Genomic DNA, 17,603 nt, shown 5'->3' on the forward strand with positions numbered 1-17,603 from the left:
CGCCGACCTGAGTGTTTTGCGACGGGCGGTCCGAGCCTGGCGACCGCCGGTGTCATGGCTGCGGTCGTGCGGTGCTCGGGGTATGCCGGAAGTGCTTGTGGTGGATGGTGCGGCCGTCGATTGCGATGTCGACGGTTGCCGAGGCCATGTCATGGCTGCTGTAGGAGCAGGCGTCGATGGTGACGGTGCGATGGGGCTGCTGGATCGTCAGCCGGCTGTCGGTCGTCAGCTGGGTTCGGTCCGGATGCCGCACGAACGTCGATGCCCGGTGGTTCACGGTGAGGTCGACCCGGTCGCCGTCGAAGGTGGTCAGCGAAAGGCCGGCCGTCGCGGCCACCGATGCGGCGCCGGACGCGTCCGGCGAGGAGATCGTCAGAGATGACCGCGACGGGGCGGCGGGTTGCCGGACCAGCGACGCGTCGGGTGGACCGAAGACGGGAGTACCGGCCGGCGGCTCGGCCGGTTGCGGGATGGTCACGCGGCTCGATCGGGTCTGTTCACCGCCCACGGTGATCGCGTAGTCGGCTGCGCGGGCGGGCGGCCAGATCTCCGGGAAGTCCGCTGCCGCGACGGCCAGGCGGATCCGGTGTCCGGCGGCGACGTGGTACCGCGTCGGGTTGCAGGCGACACGTACGGTCGTGGCGGATTGCGTGACGGTTTCGCCGACGTAGTCCGGGGCGAGGTTGCTCAGGCGTAGGAAGCCCTTGGCGACCAATGTCGAGGATCCGTCGGGTCCGACGTCGACAACGCGGACGGCGACGTCGGCATCGGGGTGTACTCCGGTGAGCTCCAGCTCGGCCTCGATCTGGCCGATGATCTCAAGCGGCTCGCCCAACACCTCGCTGGAGAACAGGGTGGACCGTTCGTCGTCGCCGCTCTGGTCTTGCGGCACGTGGCTGGTTCCCAGGCCGCCGTGGATGCCGACCGTCGCGTCGAAGACCACGGGGACGTCGTGGCGATGCGCCGGGGGGCTGTCGCTCAGTCGGCTGTCGCCGGTGAGGTACAGCGTCCGTGTCGTGGTCGCCACCGGCCAGTCCCGGTACGACTCCCACTCGTCGCGGCCCAGGACGTAGAGGTTGACCGGCTGCGGGTCGGTGGTCGTCGCCGGCCCACTTCGCATCCATCGGTCGAACCACTGGATCATCTCATTGATGGAGTGGATGGGGCGGTTGCTGTCCCGGTCGGGTTGGCCGTGCTGCCAGGGACCGGCGATGAGCCGTCGTGGCCCTTTCAAGCTGGTGAAGTCGCGCCAGGCGCCGAGGGTGTTGGTGTCCCGCCAGCCGGTGATGATCATTGTCGGCACGTCGACGCTCGCGGGGTCGACGTCGCGGCCCTGCCAGTAGTGGTCCCGGACCGGGTGGTCCCGCCAGGCGAAGTGCCAGGGTGTCAGGGCGTCGAGGTGCGCGGCCCAGACCTCCGCGGCGTTGTCGCCGGGTGTGCCGGCGAAGGCGGGGAGGGAGTTGAAGCACATCATCATCCCCGACCACTCGCCGACGATCATCGCGAGCCCTGTTGCTCCGCTGCGCATGACCTCGTACTCGTAGGGGTCGGTCGATCCTTCGACGGCGACGACAGCGCGCAGGTGCGGCGGGTGCGCGGCGGCCGCCCGCAGCGCGGCGATGCCGCTGTAGGAGACGCCCCAGATGCCGACGTTGCCGTCACACCAGTCCTGCGCGGCGAGCTGCTCGATGCTGTCGTAGACGTCGCTGGACTCGACCGACTGGAACGCATCGGGCTTCACGCCTTCGGAGGATCCTGTGCCGCGAAAGTCTACGATCGCCGCGGCATAGCCGTTGCGTGCGTAGTAGGCGAGATAGTTCGCGTCGATGATGCCGTGGTAGGCGTCCTTGGAGTAGGGCGTGAGCATGACGACAGTGGGCCAGGGACCCGGGCCGTCGGGCAGGTAGACGTCGGCGGCCAGGGTGCAGCCGTCGCGCATGGCGAGTCCGACGTTGCGTAGCGAGGGAGCGGGGTGGCCGGTCACCGGGCGTCCTGCGACGACGAGACGGGGCGGGCGTTCGATGCGTCCCCGTCGCGGGGCGTGAGCGGAAAGTGGCAGGCCACGTTGTGCATGGTCGGGTACTCCTCAAGGGCTGGCGACTCGCGACGGCATACTTCCTGGGCGTTCGGGCACAGCGGGGCGAACGGGCAACCGGTCTCGGTGGCGGCGTCCGGGGTGCTCGCGGCTTGGGAATCGCGCACGATGCCGGTCGTGTGGTGTCGTCCGAGAGCCGGGATCGCGTCGATCAGCTGGCGGGTGTACGGGTGCTGCGGATGGGCGTACACCTCGAGCGCGGGCCCCAGCTCGACGAGCTTGCCTCGATAGAGGACCGCGACACGGTCGGCCATGTGCCGGACGCCGAGCAGGTCGTGGGATATCAGCACGTAGGTGATGCCCGTGGAGTCTTGCAGTTCGATGAGCAGATTCGTGATCTGCGCTCGGACGGACAGGTCCAGGGCGGCGACCGGCTCGTCGAGGACGACGAGCTTCGGGTTCAGTGCCAATCCTCGCGCGATCGCGATTCGCTGGCGCTGGCCCCCGGAGAACTCCTGCGGGTAGCGGGACGCTGATCGCGGGTTGAGGTGGACCATGTTCAGCAGAACGGCGACGCGCCGATCGCGGTCGGCGCGGGAACCGACGTGGTGGATGTCGAGCGGTTCGCGGATCAGGTCGCCGACGGTCATCCGCGGGTTCAGCGACGCGTACGGGTCTTGAAAGACCATCTGCACGCCCCGGCGGTGCGCGCGAAGCCGCCCTCGGCGCAGCCGGGCCAGGTCTGATCCGGCCACGACGATCGAGCCCGACGTGACGGATTCAAGGCCGGCGATCATGCGGCCGAGGGTGGTCTTGCCGGATCCGGTCTCGCCGACCAGGCCGAAGGTGCTGCCGGCCGGGACGGAGAAGCTGACGTGGTCGACTGCGCGGTTGACGGCGGCCGACCTTCCCGGGAAGAGCCGTTCGCCGAGCCTGAAGTCGCGGACCACATCGGTAACCGTGACCAACGGGGCGGTGCTGGGTGGCGCCTGGGGTTCACGCATGTGTTGAGTCCTTCAGCACGGTCGCCGGATTCTGTGATCCGCTGAGCGGGCGCACGCATGCCACCCACCGCTGCTCGTTCTCGATCGGGACCAGAGCGGGGTCGCCGTCGCGGCAGCGGTCCTCGACGCGCCCGCAGCGCTCGGCGAAGCGGCAGGCCGTGAAGCGGCGGCGCAGATCGGGCGGTGAGCCGCTGATCGCCGGCAGGATGGACCGGTGCGGAGTCTCCGGCGTGAGCACGGATTCGATGAGTGCCGCGGTGTAGGGGTGTCGCGGGCGGGCGATGACTTCAGCGGTGACCCCCTGTTCGACTATCCGGCCGGCGTACATCACGACGAGCCGATCGGCGCGGGAGCTGATCATTCCGATGTCGTGGGTGACGAGCAGGACGCCCATGTTGGTGGCCGAGCGGAGTTCCTCGAGCCCGTCGAGGATCTTCGCCTCGGTCGTCACGTCCAGCGCGGTCGTGGGTTCGTCGGCGATGAGGACCTTCGGCTGGGTCACCATGGCCATGGCGATGACGACCCGCTGCCGCATGCCGCCGGAGAGCTGATGCGGGTAGTCGTTGAACCGTCTGGCGGCCGACGGGATGTGGACCCGTTCGAGAGCCTCCAGCGCGGCCCGCTTGGCGTCTTGGCGGGACAGCCCAAGGTGGATTCGGGCCGCCTCGGCGACCTGGGCCCCGACCTTGTGGACCGGGTTCAGCGAGGTCATCGGGTCTTGGAACACCACGGCGAGGCCACGCAGCCGCGCCCTGCGCAGCTCCGCGGGCTTGAGCCCGACCAGTTCGCGGCCGGCGAGCTTCACCGACCCGGCGACGATCTTTCCTGACGGCGGCAGCAGACCGAGGACGGACTGCGCGGTCATCGATTTGCCGCAGCCTGACTCTCCGACGACGCCGACGACCTCCCCGGCCCGGACGGTGAAGGAGACGTTGTCGACAGCGCGCAGGACGCCGTCGCGGGTCTGCAGCTCGGTGGTGAGCTCCCGGACGTCGAGCACTGTCTCGTCGGTCGTTTCGGGCGCGATCTGCCCGGAGATCGGGGTCTTGTTCATCGGTCGCGAAGCCTTACGTCGAAAGCGTCCCTGAGGGCATCCCCCACGAGGTTCACGGCGACGACCGTGAGCAGGATGGCGCCGCCGACGGGGTACACGAGCCACCAGGCGCCTTGGAAGATGAAGTCCTGAGCGTTGGAGAGCATCGAACCCCAGGACGCGGTGGGTGCGGGGATACCGAAGCCGAGAAAGCTGAGGCCGGCGATGAGCAGCATCGCGTCGGCCACCTGGAACGTCAGATTGACCACGATGGTGCCGATCGAGTTGGGCACGAGGTAGCGGCGTACGAGCCGGCCGTTGCGGGCGGACATTCCCCGTGCGGCTTCGACGTAGGGTCTGGCCATGATGCTCTGGGCTTCAGCGCGCATCAGACGCGCGGGAACCAGCCATGCCCCGATCGCCCCGACAATGATCAACAGCGGTGCCGACGGCCGGAAGATGGTCGCGAGCAGGAGTACGAAGAACATCGTCGGGATGGCGATCATGACGTCGACGAACCGCATGAGCATCGAGTCGACCCAGCCACCGTAGAGGCCGGCGACGACCCCGCAGGCCACACCGAGCACGGTGGCGGTGACCGCGGCCGCCAGACCGATGAGGAGCGAGACCTGGCCGCCGTGCAGAAGCCGGGCGAGGACGTCCCGGCCCAGCTGATCGGTTCCGAGCGGATGGTCGTGACTCGGCGCGGTCAGCGACGCGGTGGGATCGATGGCGTTGGGTTCGGCGTGGTAGAACAGCGGGCCGATCCAGCAGGCCGCCGCGATGAGCAGCAGTAGGAGGACCCCCGCGACACCGGTCGTGTTCTGCGCGAAGGTGTGCAGGGTGGCGCGGATCCCTTTGGGCTTGCGGGGCTCGTCGTCGCGTGCGGTGTCTTCCGCGCCGGCGGCAGCGTCGGCGGCGATGGGGATCATGCCAGGCTCCTTCGCCGGATGCGGGGATCGAGAACGGCGTTGACGACGTCGGCGAGGATGCTTCCCGCCACGGTGGCGAAACCGAGCAGTACCACGGTTCCCATCAGCACCGGGAAGTCCTTGACTTGAGCGGCGTTCCAGAACAGCAGGCCCATGCCCTGGTAGTTGAACACGACCTCCGCGACGAGGGAGCCGGACAGGACGAACGGCAGTGAGGTCCCGACGAGCGTGACGGTCGATATCAAGGCGTTGGGCAGTGCGTGCGCGTACAAGACACGAGAACGCTTGGCCCCTTTGGCTTCTGCCATGCGGACGAAGTCTTGTCCGAGGACGTCGAGCATCGAGGCACGGACGTACCTGCTCCAGGTCGCCACGTAGGCGACGCTCAGCATTGCCACCGGGAGCACCAGGTGCTGCACACGTGCCGTGACGTCGCCCATGCTCTGCCTCGGGCTCACGATTCCTCCGGCGGGGAACCAATCCAGGTTCAGCGAGAACACCATGATGAGCAGGAGTCCGAACCAGAAGACGGGCATGGAGTAGCCCAGCAGTCCCCCGAGCGTGCCGAGGTAGTCGCCGAGCCGGTTGCGGTGGGTCGCCTGGTAGACCCCCAGCGGGATCGCGATCAGCAGCGACAGGACGACCGCGGTTCCAACGAGCAGGAGCGTCGGCGGGAGCCGCTGGGCCAGCAGGCTCCCCACCGACTGCCCCTGCTGGTACGACTCACCGAGATCGCCGTGCAGCAGTCGTCCGAGCCACTGCAGGTATTGCACGGGCAGTGGCCGGTCAAGACCGAGCGAGCGGTTGAGCGCGGCGACCGTTTCCGGCGTGGCTTTGGCACCGAGCAGAGCACGGGCCGGCCCGCCGGGCAGCATATGCAGAAACAGGAAGGTCACGATCGTGAGACCGAGCAGGACGCCGATCCCCTGGCCCAGCCGTCTGACGAGAAACCTCAGCATACCGCTCCCTTCCTGTGCTGCCCGGCGAGGTCGGTCCGGGGTGCTGTATTCCTGGACGTTGGTTACGAAGTCCGATACCAGTACTCCGGATACCACATGTGGGAGGCGTACCTGTCCCGGACGCCACCGACACTGTTCGAAACCACGAGGTCGCCCCAGCCGGCCGGGACAAAGATGTTGTAGGCGTTGTCAGCCACGTAGTTCTGGTACTGGTTCAGCGCGTCCTGGGCCGAGGTGCCGCTGCTCGGGTTCTCGGTGGTCTTGCTGATGAGCCTGTCGAGCTTCTCGTCGCACACGAACCCGAAGAACGATGTGGAGGTTCCGTTGCAGTTCCACAGCGTCTCGCCGGTCGGGTAATAGTTCGGCTGGTAGACCCATCCCCCCGGGAAGACGGTCGACGCTTCCAGCTTCTTCGCCTGAGCGGGATCGAACTGGGCGTTACCCAGCGCCGCGGCCGGCATCGCGGTGAGCGTGACCTTCACGCCGATCTTGGCCCAGTCGGATTGCAGCAGCTGGACGACGCTCTCGATCATGGGGTCGCCGCTGGTGTACGTCAACGTGAACGCCAGCGGTGTGCCGTTCTTGGTCTGCACTCCGTCGACCAGGGTGTAGCCGGCTGCCGCCAGCACCTGCTTGGCCTTCTCGATGTCGAACGGGTAGGGCGACCCGGACTTCAGCTCCGGGCTGAGGTAGGTCTGCGGGTTGGACGGCACCGGCCCGTAGCTGGGGTACCAGACTCCGTGCGAAAGGTTGTTGACGATCGTGTCGGTATCCACGCCCCGCTGCAGCGCGATGCGAACCTGCTTGTCGTTGAACGCTTCACGCAGACCGGCGTTCATCGCCTGCAGGTTGAGCACGATCCGGGAGTCGGCCCACATCGCCGCCGGCTCGGCTGTGAAGTCGCGAAGCGACTTGACCTGCGGGACCAGATTCGCCGGGATCACGCCGATGTCGAGCGTGCCGGACTTGAGGCCCGTGAAGACGTCGGTCGTCGACGCCTGGTTCACCAAAATGATCTTGTCCAGGCTCGGCGCCTGGCCCGAGTATGCGGCGTTCTTCACGAACGGGTACGTACTGCTGCTGTTCCAGTTCGCGGCGTCGATCTTGTACGGGCCGCTGACGGTGTCGTAGCCGGCCCACTTGTAGTTGGCGCCTTGTTCGTTGAGGCACTGCCACAAGGCGGCAGCACCCGTCTCGCTCGGGTTGGTCGGGCTGAAGCCGGTGCCCGGGCAGGCGGTGACCCACTGCTTGATGGGTAGTGGGGTGAGCCAGGTCAGCGCGCTCAACTGAACCCACGTCGGGTTGTAGCCCGCACTGCGCGGGGTATAGTTGATCTCGAAATGCGTCTCGTCAGTGATCTTGAACTCGGACGTCTGATCCGGCAGCCCGCCGAGGCCGAACAGGCATGAGTTGCTCTTGGCGCCGTACTTGAGCACGTAGTAGAAGGCGGCCACGTCCGCGGAGGTGATCTGCGTTCCGTCGGACCACTTGAACGGCTTGAGCGTGACCGAGTACTTCGTCCCCTGATCCGAGGGCGTCACGGCCGAGGCGATGCTGTCGGCCCAGTTCACGTCCAACTTCGGCGAGATCGCCAGCACCGGCCGATACAGCATGGACTGCACCGTGCGCAGGTTGTGGCCCGTACAGGCGGCCGCGGACAGGATCGGGTTGAACCAGTTGATCTGGCGGTCACCGATCGTCACGGTGCCGCCGGCCTGTTTCTGGCCGTCCCCGGCGGGCTGGTTGCCTCCGCCTGAACACGCACTGAGCACGAGGGCCACACTTAAGCCCAGCGTGGTCAGCAAGGGGCGCTTGAATCGCACAACGATCTCCTTCGCATCGGACCCTGGCCGCCTGGATCGGCGTGCCGCCTCATATGGGTGGATCGCCACGGGCCGGCAGCGGTCCCGCCGCGTATAGAGCGAACGCCCGTTCCACAGAACGATGCGGGATCAGTGTGATGCTGTCAAGAGCGTCTTGCCACGGTCGCGTCGACCCTGAGAACACTGTGGTTTACCTTTAGTTGGGCCACGGTCCGACGGTCGCCCCCTGCCGCAGCGGCTCAGACGGTCGCCAGCGTTGATCCCGGTGTCGCTCCCGGCGCGATACCGTCGATCTGCGCTGGGCGCCTGGCGCCGGACGCGATCTCGCGGCTGCCAACGGCTCCGGCCGCGCGGGCTTTAGGCTCCACCTTCCAGCGATGCAGGCGAGGGAGACTCAGTGCGAAACACCGAAGACACCAAGGCGCGGATCTACGATGCCGCGGTCGCGATGTTCTACGAGCACGGATACGCCGCGGCGTCGATGCGCTCGATCGTGCAAGCGGCCGGAGTACAGATGTCTTCGGTGTACTACCACTACAAGAACAAGCACGACCTGCTCTACGAGGTCATGCGACGCTCCATCGAAGAGTCGACGAGCTTTGTCCTGCGCAGTCTGCACGGCATGAACGGGGCCGAGGAGAAGCTGCGGGCCGCGCTGGGCGCCGAGGTCGACTGGCACACATCGCGGCAACGGGAAGCGTTCATCGCGGACGCCGAGCTGCGACGGCTCGAAGGGGTGTATCGGCGCGACGTGATCGCGCTGCGCGACCGCGAAGAGGCGATCTTCCGCGACATCATCGACGAGGGCATCCGCGATGGCGTTTTCGTCGTCGAGGACAGCCGCGTCGTCGTTCGCATGCTGATGACCGCGGCCACCGGCGTCGCACGGTGGTACCGAGCCGACGGGCCGGAGCGGCCGGCGGCGATAGCCCGCGCGTTCGCGGACGCACTCCTTGACGGCCTGCGGGCGCGACCGGCACTGGACGTGGTGCAAGGCACCAATCGCCGCCGGGCCAACCGGCCGGCGCCGATCGCGCGGCAGGCGTGATCCGCGCTCAGGCGTATCCGAGCCGGGCCTTTTGTGGAACGGGCGTTCGCTCTATAGTGTGCTTCTGCGATCGCTTCCCTGTGGCGATCGCTGGTCGCGGAGAAGCCTCGAGTGCCTCCACACGGAGCGAGCCTCGAGGGGTCCGCAGGGCACGGTGGGCAGCAGCGCCCCTTCAGCGGCGCCCGGATCAGGAGGACGCGTACGTGAACCGTCAGGAGCAGGACGTGCTAGCCACTGAGACCGAGGGCGTAAGAACCATTACGCTCAATCGGCCGGATTCGCTCAACGCGATCAATGTCTCGTTGCTGAGCCAGCTGGTACGAGCGCTGCACGAAGCTCAGGACGCCCGGGCGGTGGTCCTCACCGGCACGGGCCGAGCCTTCTGCACCGGCGAGGATCTCAAGCAGACGCTCGCTCCACAGTCCGGAAAGCCCGATGAGCTGCGCCGCTCCTTCGAGCTCCTGCAGGAGGTGACTCGCGCCATCACCCGCCTCAAGGCACCCGTCGTGGCGGCCGTACACGGTTACGCGGTGGGCGGCGGCGCCGAGATCGCGCTGGCCGCCGATCTCGTTGTACTCCAGAAGGGCACACGCATTCGCTTCCCGGAAGTCCCCATCGGCCACGCCCACACCGGTGGCATCACCCTGCGCCTGCCGCAGATCGTCGGTCTGATGCGGGCGAAGGAGCTCCTGCTGCGCGGGCGGTGGATCGAATCGACCGAAGCGGTGGCCTTGGGCCTGGCGATCGAGGAGACGGCTGACGCCTCGGCTCGAGCCCACGAACTGGCGGCCGAACTCGCGGGTCAGCCTCCGCGCTCCCTCGCGGCGGCCAAGCACGCGATCGAGACGGCCACCTTTCCCATGCAGGAGGCGAACCTGCGGATGGAGGTCGACGCCGCGACGTACTGCTTCGCCTCGATCGAGGCGGACGCCGCGTTCGAGGACTTCAAGCTGCGCGGAAACGTGGCAGGTGCACGATCGTGACGACGAGACTGTCGGGAACCGAGACGCTGTCCGGCCTTCTTGCCGAGGCGGTCCGGCAGTGGCCCCGACGCACGTTCCTTCGCATCGACGGCCGTGACACGACGTACTCGGAGTTCGACGGGCAGGTCGCGGCCCTCGCCGGAGCGCTCGCCGAACAGGGGCTCCGGCGCGGCGACCGGCTCGTGGTCTTCATGAGGAACTCGCTGGCCTGCGTCCAGACGTGGTTCGCCGCGAACCGTCTCGGCGCCGTCTGGGTTCCCGTCAACACCGAATGGCGAGGTGGTGTACTCGCCCGCGCCATCGCTCTGGCCAATCCCAGGCTTCTCGTCGTCGATCGATCACTGCTCGCGCCACTCGACGAGGCCGGCGCACCCTCGACCGAGACCGGCGAGGCCGTGCCCATCCTGGTGGCCGAGCCGCGCGCCGGCGCCAATGGTGACGCACCGGACCTGCGTCACCTGCTCGGCGCCGCGCCGGTCTTCGATCCGCTCGACGTCCGGCCGGCGGACACCGCCGGCATGTTGTACACGTCCGGTTCGACGGGGCGGTCAAAGGCCTGTGTGCTGTCCAACCGCTACTTCTCCAGTCAGGCAGCCATCGCGATCCGCGACTTCGGCCTCCGCGGCGACGATGTTCTGTACTGCCCGTACCCACTGTTCCATGCCGACGCCACCGCGCTGACCGTCGTTCCGGCGCTGATGCTCGGTGCGACCGCGGCCATCGGGCAGCGCTTCAGCGCCTCCCGATTCTGGTCCGAGGTTCGCCAGGTCGAGGCCACCGTGTTCGACTTCATGGGCGCCACCCTGTCGATCCTGCACAAGGCGGCCCCCAAGCCGGACGATGCGGACAATCCGGTTCGCCTGGCATGGGGTGTGCCGCTTCCGGACTGGGCCCCCGACTTCGAACGCCGTTTCGGGCTTCAACTTCTCGAACTCTACGGCTCGGTCGAGGCGAATCTCCCGATCACGCAGCACTGGAGCGCGCCTCGCGTGCCGGGTTCATGCGGCCGGCAGAACGAGGACTTCGAGACCCTCGTCGTCGACGAGGATGACGAGCCGGTCCAGGACGGAGCCGTCGGCGAGCTCATCATCCGGCCGCGCCGCCCGTTCACGATGTTCAACGGCTACTTCGCCGACCCGGAAGCGACCATGAGCGCCGCACGGAACCTGTGGTTCCACAGCGGAGACCTCGTGCGCCGCGACGCGCAGGGGAACTACTTCTTCGTCGGCCGCAAGAAGGACGTCATCCGGCGCCGAGGCGAGAACATCAGCGCGTTCGAGGTCGAGGAAGCTCTCATGCGCCACAGCGAGATCCGGGAGTGCGCCGCGATCGGCGTCACGAGCGAACTCACCGAGGAAGACGTGAAGGTGCTGATCGTCCGGGCGGCGGGTAGCTCGCTCACGGAGGTCGATGTGTGGACCTTCGCGTCGCACAACCTCGGCCGGTTCCAGCTCCCGCGGTACGTCGAACTCGTCGATGCCCTGCCGAGGACACCTACCGGAAAGATCGACAAAGTCGCGCTGCGAACGGCGGAGCGGGTCCCGGGCCGGGTTTGGGACCGCGAAGCGCACCCGGCGCAGCCCCAGACCACCGAGCCGAGCGAGGTCAGCAATGCGTGATGTGCCGGAGAACCGTTCGGCATCCCTGTCCCGAGAGGTCACCGACCTCGATGTGGCGGCCCGCTTCGGCGACGCGTTCCCGCCCGCGGCAGCCACACCGTTTGTGCTCGGCCTCGCGGAGGTCGCCTGTCACCAGAGCGTCAGCGACTACCTCGAGGCCCAGGAGACGACCGTCGGCATCGAGGCGACGATCAGGCACCTGGCGCCCTCGCCCGTAGGCGCGGTCCTGACCGCGCACGCCCGCCTTGTCAAGGTTGATCGCCGCACGCTGTCGTTCACCGTCACCGTCATGGACGGGGACATCGAGTGCGCGCAGGTGGAGCACACCCGGGCCGCGGTTCTCACCGATCGCATCAACCAACGGCTCGACCAGCGCCGTGCCGATCTCGCGGCACCACGAGCCAGCGCGGACGCGCCCACCGATCCCGACGGAATCCCGGCACCATGACGGTGATGCGTGCCGATGCGGGTGCGGACCTGCAGCTGATCGCCCGCAGCCGCCGGTTCCAGCTGGGCCGGCCGCGCGACATCGCCCTTGCCGCCGGGGGTGTGCTGTTCCTGCGGACCCGGTCGGGCACCGACCCGGTGTGCTGCCTGTGGCGTCTCGACCCGGACACGTCCGAGGAGATACTGCTGGTCGACCCGGCCGGCCTCGTCGACGACCCGGCCGGCGGCGTCTGCGCCGACGAGCGGTCGCGACGCGAGCGGCTCCACGAGGCAGCCGAGGGGATCGTCGCCTACTCGTGCGATGCGGCAGGCGAGCACGTGACCTTCGCGCTGGCCGGGCGGTTGTTCGTGCTCCGCTGCGTGACGCGCGAGGTGCTCGAACTGCCCGTCCCGGGTCCGGTGGTGGACCCGCAGTTCGACGCGGCGGGGCGGCACATCGCGTTCGTCACGCCCGACGGCCTGCAGGTCGTCGACCGCGCCGGCACGCTCGTCGTCGCGCTGCACAACCCGGGGCCGGCGCAGCGCTACGGCGTCGCCGAGTTCGTGGCAGCCGAGGAGCTCAATCGGCACCGTGGCCATTGGTGGAGCCCCGACGGCACCGCGCTGCTGGTCACGCTGGTCGACGAGCGCCCGGTCGCCACCTGGTGGCGGGCCGAGCCGGATCGCCCCGAGACCGCTCCGGTGGCGCAGCGCTACCCGGCGGCCGGAGCGGCCAACGCCGACGTCACGCTGCTACGGTTGGATCTCGACGGCGCCACCACCACCGTGAGTTGGGCACGCGACCGGCTGCCCTACCTCGTCGGGGTGTCGTGGCAATCCGGCTACCCGCCCCTGCTCACGCTGATGAACCGGGCGCAGACCAGGCTCGACACCGTCGCGGTCAGCAGCGACGGTTCGACCCGGCTCGTGCACAGTGACACCGACGAGCGGTGGGTCTACCCGGTGCCGGGCACGCCGGCCTGGCTGAGCGACGGACGCCTGTTGCACGCCCGCTCGGCAGACGACACGATCAGCCTCTTCGCCGGCGACGAACGGATCACGCCACCCGGGCTGCAGGTCGGCGCGGTAGCCCAGGCCGGCGCGAGGGTGCTCTTCACGGCGGCCACCGAGCCCACCGAGCAGCACGTGTACGCCTGGCATCGGGGCGAAGCCGCGCCGCGGCAGCTGTCAACCGGATCCGGCGTGCACTCGTGCGCCGGCGACGATCGCGGCCTGGTGCTGGTTTCCGAGACTCTCGATGGCCCGGCGAGCGCCGTGGTGCAGGCACCGGGTCGGCGCGACGCGGCGCTGCGCAGCCTCGAGGTGGCATCCCGGACACCAGCGCCGGTGGAACTACTCGCCCTTGGTGCCACGCGGCTACGCACAGCGGTGCTCTTCCCGCGGCCCGAGGTGCGCCCACCGGGCAAACTGCCAGTCCTCATGGATCCCTACGGCGGTCCGCTGAGCCAGCGGGTTCGTGCGATGCGCCGGCTCTTCCACGAGCCGCAGTGGTTCGCCGACCAGGGGTTCGCGGTGATTGTCGCGGACGGCCGTGGCTCGCCCAATCGTGGGCCGGCGTGGGAACGCGAGATGTACCGGGACCTCGCCAGCCCCGCGCTGGAGGACCAGATCACGGTGCTCGACGAGGTGGCCCGGCACTGGCCCGGCGAGCTCGACCTCGAGCGGGTGGCGATGCGCGGATGGTCCTTCGGGGGCTACCTGTCCGCGCTGGCCGTGCTGCGCCGCCCTGACCTGTTCGCCGCGGCAATCGCCGGCGCACCGGTCAGTGACTGGCGCCGCTACGACTCCGTCGTTGCCGAACGCTACCTCGGCGCGCCGTCGGATCAACCCGAAGCCTACGCGCGGACGTCCCTGCTCGAGCTCGCCGGGCCACTGCGCCGCCCCCTGCTGCTGGTGCACGGCCTCGCCGACGACAACGTACACCCGGCGCACTCCTTCGAACTCGCACATCGCCTGACATCGGCGGGCACGCCGCCCCGGCTGGTGACGCTGCCGCGCGCGACGCACATGCTGCGCCAGCCCGGGGATATCGCGACGCTGTTGCGCATCGAGCTCGAGTTCCTCCGCGACGCGCTCCACGTTGCAGCCCACCCGGCGACGGGGCACTGAACCGAAGCGCTCAGGCGGTGTCGCCGCCATCAGCGAGCAGCGTGCTGCCCGTCATGAAGGTCGACAGGTCCGACGCGCAGAACAGTACGACCCGCGCGATGTCGTCGGGTACACCGGCACGGCCGACCGGGCTGAGCCGCATGAGATCGGTCGGCGGCACGTCGCCGTACAGCTCCGCCGCGGCCGCAGCCGCCATCATGTTGCCTTCCGTGGGGACATAGCTCGGCGCGACGCCGAGGACGCGGATGCCCAGCGGAGCGAGCTCGAGGGCCATCTCCCGCGTGACCCCACGGGCGGCGTGCTTCGAGCCGACGTAGGCGGCAAGGCCGGGCGCGCTCCCGCGGAATCCGGCGGTGGAGACGATGTTCACGACGACACCGCCCGAACCCGCGGCCGCCATGCGCCGGGCCGCCTCACGCGCACCGACGAAGACGCCACGCGCGTTCACGTCGAACACCTTGTCCCAGGTGTCATCGGTCATCTCCAGCAGGGAAACGTTCGGGAAGATGCCGGCGTTGTTGACCCAGATCTCCAGGCCGCCGAGCTCGGCGACGGCACGGTCGGCCGCCGCGACGACGGACGCCGTGTCGGTGACGTCCATGGCGGCACCGATCACCCGCACTTCGTAGCGTTCCGCGAGTTGCTTGGCGGCGCTCACGGCGAGCGCTTCGTCGATGTCACCGATCAGGACGTCGGCGCCGGCCTCGGCCAGGCGTGACGCGATCGCCTTGCCCAGTCCACGACCGCCTCCGGTCACGACCGCACGCCGGCCCCGCAGGGAGACAAGCTCGGCCAGGGATTTGTTCGCCACATCGGCGGTGGACATGTCGGTCTCCTTCGGTTGTCGTCAGGACGTGCAAAGCTCGCCGTCCAGCACGGTAATCAGCTCCCGTTGCAGGCGAGCCGGATGTCAAACAACACGAACACGTTCGGCGGCGATGAACGGTGGCGGGTAGGGCACCAGCTAACCCGAAGCCGCAACATTTGGCAACCACTTGCCATTAATTCTAACCTGGGAGTTTGGTTGCTCTCGCCCATACCGCAGTCGAGCCCCCTGCCGGACGCAGCCGCCGAGCGCGCGACCTAGTATCGAAGAAAAACAGACAGGAGGTCGGGTGTCCGGCGAACAGGACGACGCCGGGGCCGCGCCTCGGACCATCCGGCAGGCGGGCCGACCACCGCTGACCGAACGGCGCAAGGCGGAGATCCGGCGCGAGATCGCCCGCCAGGCGGTGCGATTGTTCAACACCAAGGGCGTGGCAGCCACCTCCGCCGAGGAGATCGCCGCCGCGGCCGGAATCTCCGTACGGACCCTGTGGCGGCACTTCCCCAACAAGGAACACTGCGTGCTACCACTCCTCAACGAACCGCTCGGCGTCACCATCCAGGCCGTGCTGCGGTGGCACCCCGGACACGACGCCGCCGAACTCGTCGACGCCATGGAGCACGGCGCCGAGGAGGCAGTCGCCGCCGACAAGATGGGAAACGACATCCCCGCACTGCTCGACCTGGTCCGACTCACCCGCACCGAACCAGGCCTGCGACTGGTGTGGATCCGCTCCCGCGACGAGGCCGAGCAGATGCTCGCCGACGCACTGGCCCGCCGCGCCGGCCTGACCGCCCCGGATCTGACCGTCCGGGTGCACGCCGCCGTCATGAACAGCGCCCTGCAGGCCGCGATGGAACACTACGCGTTTCACACCAGCCCCACCGCCGGCGACCCGGCAGCCCTCCGCAAGATGATCCGCGACGCCCTCCTCATCGCGGCCCACGGCCTGTCCTGACACGTGAGCGGTCGGCGATCGAACTCGGAGTGCGGCGACTCGCGGCGGTTCTCGCACGGCTCTGAACCAGCGAGGTGACGCCGGGCTCAGGCGCGCTGGAGGCTGTGCAGCCGTGCGAACAGCCCGCCCAGGGCGACCAGCTCCTCGTAGGTGCCCAGCTCCGCCAGCCGGCCCTCGGCGAGCACCGCGACCCGGTCGGCAGTGCGCACGGTGGCGAGCCGGTGGGCGACCACGAACGTCGTCCGGCCGCGCATCAACCGGGTGAGCGCCTGCTGGACGAGGGCCTCCGACTCGCTGTCGAGCGCCGATGTCGCCTCGTCCAACAGTAGGACCTTCGGGTCGCGCACGAGCGCCCGGGCGATCGCCAGCCGCTGCCGCTGGCCGCCGGACAGCAGCGCGCCACGCTCACCGACGAGGGTGTCCCAGCTGTGCGGCAGCCGCTCGACGAACTCCAGCGCGTTCGCGTCCCGCAGGGCCTGCGTGACCGTCTCCTCGGTCAGGTCCCGCTGGCCGTAGGTGACGTTGTCCCAGATCGAGCCGTCGAACAGCACGGACTCCTGCGGTACTACCGAGACGCGCTGGCGGTAGGTGCGCAGGTCGATGGTGTCCATGTCGGTGCCGTCGAGCAGGATCCGGCCCTCGGCCGGCCGGATGAACCCGATCAGCAGGTTCAGCATGGTCGACTTGCCGGAGCCGGACGGGCCGACGAAGGCGATCGTCTCGCCGCTGCGCACATCGAGGTTGACGTTCGCCAACGCCGGTCGCGCGGCGTCGGGGTACCGGTAGCCGACATTCTGCAGTGTCACCGCACCACGGACCCGCGACGCGGGCTGCTTGCCCTCGTTGCGCTCCAGGTCCGGCGCCGACATCACCTCGCCGATCGAGCGGATCGACTCCAGACCCTTGGTGACGATCGGCGCCAATCCGAGCAGGCCGATGACCGAGCCGGTCAGCACCGCGAAATAGGCGCTCAGCAGGACCACGTCACCGGCGCTCACAGGGGCGAACCCGGTCCAGGCGGTCCAGCCGGCGCCGACGAGGCAGGCGGCGGCGAGCAGCTGATAGGTCAGCCACGACGCCGCACCGAACCGGCCGTTGACCTGGTCGAGGCGCATGCCGGCGGAGCGCACCTCCTCGACGATCCCGCGCAGCCGGTGTACCGCCTCCTGCTCCAGCGCGTGCGCCCGGGTGATCGGCATCAGCTGCGCCATCTCGTCGACCCGCGCCGAGAGGTCCTCCATCCGGAGGCGGAACTCCTCGTTGCGCACCCCCGACCGGCGCCGGACCATCGCGACCAGCCCCGCCGTGCACGGCACCACCAGCAGGAACAGCGGGACGAACTGCGGCACCCGCACCGCCGTCAGGCTCAGCGCGCCGACCAGCGCCAGCACCGCCGACGTGCCCGACTGCGCCACCTGCTGCAGCATCAGCTCGACGTTCTCGACGTCCCGGACGACCTTCGTCTGCAGCAGGCTCGCACCCGCCTTCGTGTGGAAGCTGATCGACAACTGCTGCAACCGGCCCGCCAGCGCGGAACGCAGGTCGGTGCCGAGGTGCCGCACGACCAGGCTCATCTGCCGCACCCACAGCAGGTGCATCGGGGCGTTCTGCACCAGGATGAGCACCAGCACCGCGGCGTTGAGCCACAGCTGGACGATCGGCCGGTGACCGACGACGACGTCGATGATGTTGGCCGTGAGCAGGGGCAGCAGCCAGACCGGGCTGTCCTTCGCCGCGAACGCGAGGGTCGCCACGGCGATGCGCCACCTGCCGGGCGCGAGCAGGCGGATCGTGGTCCGCACCGGCCGCCGTCCGTCGACTTCCATG

14 protein-coding genes are annotated in these 17,603 nt (G+C 68.8%); 6 read left to right on the forward strand and 8 right to left on the reverse strand.

Annotation, left to right across the window (positions count from 1 at the left end):
• Positions 1–52: 52 nt before the first annotated feature.
• The 6 genes from ACQPY0_RS35645 to ACQPY0_RS35670 all read right to left on the reverse strand — a co-directional run bounded on the left by ACQPY0_RS35645 (position 53) and on the right by ACQPY0_RS35670 (position 7,786).
• Complete coding sequence (locus ACQPY0_RS35645) at positions 53–1,984, reverse strand: CocE/NonD family hydrolase (protein WP_432970757.1); 1,932 nt, start codon at positions 1,982–1,984, stop codon at positions 53–55.
• Positions 1,981–3,039 carry an oligopeptide/dipeptide ABC transporter ATP-binding protein gene (locus ACQPY0_RS35650; protein ID WP_432970760.1) on the reverse strand — a complete coding sequence of 353 codons (1,059 nt, stop codon included), beginning with the start codon at positions 3,037–3,039 and terminating at the stop codon, positions 1,981–1,983. The genes ACQPY0_RS35645 and ACQPY0_RS35650 overlap by 4 nt, the downstream gene beginning before the upstream one ends.
• Positions 3,032–4,093, reverse strand: a complete 1,062-nt coding sequence (locus tag ACQPY0_RS35655) for an ABC transporter ATP-binding protein (RefSeq protein ID WP_432970763.1) — start codon at positions 4,091–4,093, stop codon at positions 3,032–3,034. The genes ACQPY0_RS35650 and ACQPY0_RS35655 overlap by 8 nt, the downstream gene beginning before the upstream one ends.
• A complete protein-coding gene (locus ACQPY0_RS35660; protein WP_432970766.1) occupies positions 4,090–5,004 on the reverse strand; it encodes an ABC transporter permease in 915 nt (304 codons plus the stop codon). The genes ACQPY0_RS35655 and ACQPY0_RS35660 overlap by 4 nt, the downstream gene beginning before the upstream one ends.
• Positions 5,001–5,963 carry an ABC transporter permease gene (locus tag ACQPY0_RS35665; protein WP_432970769.1) on the reverse strand — a complete coding sequence of 321 codons (963 nt, stop codon included), beginning with the start codon at positions 5,961–5,963 and terminating at the stop codon, positions 5,001–5,003. The genes ACQPY0_RS35660 and ACQPY0_RS35665 overlap by 4 nt, the downstream gene beginning before the upstream one ends.
• A 62-nt stretch (positions 5,964–6,025) precedes the next feature.
• The gene (locus ACQPY0_RS35670; protein ID WP_432970772.1) at positions 6,026–7,786 is read right to left on the reverse strand and encodes an ABC transporter substrate-binding protein; all 1,761 of its coding nucleotides are present in this window, start codon (positions 7,784–7,786) and stop codon (positions 6,026–6,028) included.
• A gap of 397 nt (positions 7,787–8,183) precedes the next feature.
• On the opposite strand from ACQPY0_RS35670, the gene ACQPY0_RS35675 reads away from it, so the two are divergent.
• The 5 genes from ACQPY0_RS35675 to ACQPY0_RS35695 all read left to right on the forward strand — a co-directional run bounded on the left by ACQPY0_RS35675 (position 8,184) and on the right by ACQPY0_RS35695 (position 13,992).
• On the forward strand, positions 8,184–8,834 hold the full coding sequence (locus tag ACQPY0_RS35675; RefSeq protein WP_432970775.1) for a TetR family transcriptional regulator: 651 nt from the start codon (positions 8,184–8,186) through the stop codon (positions 8,832–8,834).
• A 203-nt stretch (positions 8,835–9,037) separates the two neighbouring features.
• Positions 9,038–9,817 (forward strand): enoyl-CoA hydratase/isomerase family protein, encoded by a 780-nt coding sequence (locus ACQPY0_RS35680; RefSeq protein ID WP_432970778.1) that lies wholly within the window; start codon positions 9,038–9,040, stop codon positions 9,815–9,817.
• Positions 9,814–11,436, forward strand: coding sequence for an AMP-binding protein (locus tag ACQPY0_RS35685; RefSeq protein WP_432970781.1), 1,623 nt, complete (start codon positions 9,814–9,816; stop codon positions 11,434–11,436). Before ACQPY0_RS35680 ends, ACQPY0_RS35685 begins: the two co-directional genes overlap by 4 nt.
• Positions 11,429–11,884, forward strand: a complete 456-nt coding sequence (locus tag ACQPY0_RS35690) for a thioesterase family protein (protein WP_432970784.1) — start codon at positions 11,429–11,431, stop codon at positions 11,882–11,884. The genes ACQPY0_RS35685 and ACQPY0_RS35690 overlap by 8 nt, the downstream gene beginning before the upstream one ends.
• A gap of 5 nt (positions 11,885–11,889) precedes the next feature.
• Positions 11,890–13,992 (forward strand): prolyl oligopeptidase family serine peptidase, encoded by a 2,103-nt coding sequence (locus tag ACQPY0_RS35695; protein WP_432970786.1) that lies wholly within the window; start codon positions 11,890–11,892, stop codon positions 13,990–13,992.
• Between the two features lie 10 nt (positions 13,993–14,002).
• Here ACQPY0_RS35695 and ACQPY0_RS35700 read toward each other — a convergent pair whose 3' ends face one another.
• Positions 14,003–14,818 (reverse strand): SDR family NAD(P)-dependent oxidoreductase, encoded by an 816-nt coding sequence (locus tag ACQPY0_RS35700; RefSeq protein WP_432970789.1) that lies wholly within the window; start codon positions 14,816–14,818, stop codon positions 14,003–14,005.
• A 289-nt stretch (positions 14,819–15,107) separates the two neighbouring features.
• Between ACQPY0_RS35700 and ACQPY0_RS35705 the strand changes: the two genes are divergently transcribed.
• Positions 15,108–15,776, forward strand: a complete 669-nt coding sequence (locus ACQPY0_RS35705) for a TetR/AcrR family transcriptional regulator (protein WP_432970792.1) — start codon at positions 15,108–15,110, stop codon at positions 15,774–15,776.
• Positions 15,777–15,862: 86 nt separating this feature from the next.
• On the opposite strand, the gene ACQPY0_RS35710 is transcribed toward ACQPY0_RS35705, so the two are convergent.
• On the reverse strand, positions 15,863–17,578 hold the full coding sequence (locus tag ACQPY0_RS35710; protein WP_432970795.1) for an ABC transporter ATP-binding protein: 1,716 nt from the start codon (positions 17,576–17,578) through the stop codon (positions 15,863–15,865).
• Positions 17,579–17,603 lie beyond the last annotated feature (25 nt).

The sequence above is a fragment of the Dactylosporangium sp. CA-233914 genome (assembly GCF_050942935.1).
In the GTDB taxonomy this organism is placed as follows: domain Bacteria; phylum Actinomycetota; class Actinomycetes; order Mycobacteriales; family Micromonosporaceae; genus Dactylosporangium.

Coding starts and splice junctions, on each gene's coding strand:
- ACQPY0_RS35695 (WP_432970786.1), top strand. CDS start 11,890: ATGCGTGCCGATGCGGGTGCGGACCTGCAGCTGATCGCCCGCAGCCGC.
- ACQPY0_RS35660 (WP_432970766.1), bottom strand. CDS start 5,004: ATGATCCCCATCGCCGCCGACGCTGCCGCCGGCGCGGAAGACACCGCA.
- ACQPY0_RS35700 (WP_432970789.1), bottom strand. CDS start 14,818: ATGTCCACCGCCGATGTGGCGAACAAATCCCTGGCCGAGCTTGTCTCC.
- ACQPY0_RS35655 (WP_432970763.1), bottom strand. CDS start 4,093: ATGAACAAGACCCCGATCTCCGGGCAGATCGCGCCCGAAACGACCGAC.
- ACQPY0_RS35665 (WP_432970769.1), bottom strand. CDS start 5,963: ATGCTGAGGTTTCTCGTCAGACGGCTGGGCCAGGGGATCGGCGTCCTG.
- ACQPY0_RS35650 (WP_432970760.1), bottom strand. CDS start 3,039: ATGCGTGAACCCCAGGCGCCACCCAGCACCGCCCCGTTGGTCACGGTT.
- ACQPY0_RS35690 (WP_432970784.1), top strand. CDS start 11,429: ATGCGTGATGTGCCGGAGAACCGTTCGGCATCCCTGTCCCGAGAGGTC.